Origin of the sequence: Phenylobacterium sp. (genome assembly GCF_030654915.1) — a bacterium.
In the GTDB taxonomy this organism is placed as follows: Bacteria; Pseudomonadota; Alphaproteobacteria; order Caulobacterales; family Caulobacteraceae; genus Phenylobacterium.
This window is the reverse complement of record NZ_JAURWM010000348.1, coordinates 1-2,150: the sequence shown is the minus strand read 5'-3', so window position 1 is coordinate 2,150 and position 2,150 is coordinate 1. Positions and strand designations below refer to the sequence as shown.

At 61.8% G+C, this 2,150-nt stretch carries 3 protein-coding genes; 1 reads left to right on the top strand and 2 read right to left on the bottom strand.

What is annotated here, in order from left to right:
• Nucleotides 1-214: 214 nt before the first annotated feature.
• Nucleotides 215-820: a hypothetical protein gene (locus Q7T84_RS17925; protein ID WP_304811578.1), complete on the top strand. Its 606-nt coding sequence runs from the start codon at nt 215-217 to the stop codon at nt 818-820.
• 310 nt (nt 821-1,130) lie between these two features.
• On the opposite strand, the gene Q7T84_RS17920 is transcribed toward Q7T84_RS17925, so the two are convergent.
• Nucleotides 1,131-1,526 (bottom strand): antitoxin Xre/MbcA/ParS toxin-binding domain-containing protein, encoded by a 396-nt coding sequence (locus Q7T84_RS17920; protein ID WP_304811575.1) that lies wholly within the window; start codon nt 1,524-1,526, stop codon nt 1,131-1,133.
• A gap of 154 nt (nt 1,527-1,680) precedes the next feature.
• Nucleotides 1,681-2,150 (bottom strand): antitoxin Xre-like helix-turn-helix domain-containing protein (locus tag Q7T84_RS17915; RefSeq protein ID WP_304811573.1); only part of this gene is annotated, 470 nt, incomplete at its 5' end.

Here is a 2,150-nt window from a genome sequence, read left to right as displayed (position 1 = left end):
CGGCCCCCTCGCGGGCAGCGGTCGCCTCATGCTTTTCCGTCGAGATGACGTCGGTGAGTGGATGCTCTCTGGTCAATTCCCGCTCTGGGTTTCTTGACGCGCGAGGAAACATCCGAGAAGGGTCGAAAACTGAAGTTGCTGCTGTTGCCCAAAGCAGACCCGACTGGCGTCTGCTAGGCGCGGATTGCCGCTTACCAACCTCAGCAGCGGAAGCTTGTTCTTGGTCTTCGCGTCTCCGGCCCTGGCTCAATCCAAAATGGACAAGGCGGCCGCGCGAGCTGCTTCAGCGACGTTGATCGCTAAAGCTGACGCTGGAGAGATCTTTATGCCGGGGGCATGGGAGTGGGGGCCGACTGCCCGCCACGAGCGTAGTGGCATGCTGTGCTTGTTTGCGTCGAACGCGTCTGCAAACTCAGTCACGATCAATGATCCAGAACCCACGCGGGGTGACGACGTCAGTTGCCGCACGGTTGTCGGCGGCGCGATCTTCTCTCATTTCGCAAGCCGCGCATCACTTGTGGGAGGATACCCAAACGTTGTCGCGATGGCTCCGCAGGCGCTCAAGGCTCGACTGGGCGAGGTAAAATCCTATTCGGGCAAAACCTTTGATCTCCCGGGCAAGGATATGCCGCCACTACACATCGAGCGGTTCATGACCGATCAGCGGGGAGCTTTGCTTTACGAGCGAGTGGCGGTGATGGACATGGGCGATTGGGTGATAACTCAGCGCGTGACCGCCCCGATCGCAAGTGGTCCAGCGGCAGATCGACTGGCTGGAATAAATCTCGGGGCAATCGCAGCGAGCATGCGCTCTCAATAGTCATCAGGTTCGCGCCATTCGCGATCACCCTGCCATCCAGATCGAAAACGCTGTTCAGGATTTACATCGATTTGGCGATCGCTGAATGCTGCTACCGCCTTTAGGCGGCTCAGGTCGCGGGCCGTCCTCGGAGGGGCCGAGGTAGCCCCCTTGAACCCTTATGCGCGGGCGGCTTTTTGGGATCTTCGCATTAGCAGCCGGGCGGTCTCGATCCGGCCTAGGTCCCCAGAGTTTCATGGTTCAAGTCACCTGAATGTTGTGCACGAAACGGTTCGATCGGTTCGATCTGTTTCATTTCCCTCGCGCAATCCTAAGCGAAGCCGCCCACGGCGATGTGGTCGAGATAGCGCCAAACGGCCGTCGCATCTCCCGCTTTCACCATGGCTTCAGCGGTACGCCCGCCGAACGCCGGGATCGGTTGTCCCAGGTACCACGCCATTGCAGAGGGAGCGCCGCCCGCCCAGCTCTCGATCCGTCCGATGATCTCCACCAATTCGAGCACCCGCGCCTGCGTCGCCACAGCATCTCCAGGGTTGATCGCGTGAAACGCATCGGCCGGTAAACCGATGGCTGCGGCTAGCTGCGCCCGGGTGAGGCCAACGGCATCCGTGATGCGGTCGATGTCTGGTAGACCAGCTGGCATCATGGCCGCCGCGAATGGCGAGGGGGCGGCCGGCGGAAGCCCCTGGTCGCGGTCCTTTTTCACCTAACGCTCCCATGCTTGGGGCCGATATGCGGATGCTTAGAGCGTGGAATGGTGTCCGCCCGGAGGAGCGCAATTCGTTGCGCAGTGCGTAGCCCCGGGCGGGAAGGTATTGGGTAAGTCTGGTCGCCTGGCGGCGATCGCCCTACGCTCGCGGTCACGCGTAGGCTCCGCTTTGCATCTGCGCCAGGAATGTCGAGACCAAGTCTTGGCCTTCCATGGTGTCGATCAGATCGACTGGGCGTCCGCCGCAAAGCGCCGGTAGCGGCGACATGAGCCATGAAGACAGCCAGATCTCGGAATCGAAGCCTTCAGCCCGCCCGGACTCGGTGACCATGAACTTCATCTGACCGGCAAGCTTCGCGAGGCCGAGCAGCCGCTCGCTCTCGGGCGCTGACAAGCGTTTGTCCTGCGCAGCCTTCCGGGCGAGGGTCGCGCGAGAGATGTTGAGCGCCTTGCAAATCTCGTCTGCCGGGATTGGGAACCGGGCGAGCATGGCTTGGGCGTCTCGCGCCTTCAGCCCCTCTTTGGCGAGAGTGATGCGCTGAATTGGCTGCGCCAGGAAGACGGCGAGAAATGCGGTGGGGCTCAAGACGTCGGCGTCAGGGCGCGGCGAGCTTGCGGTTA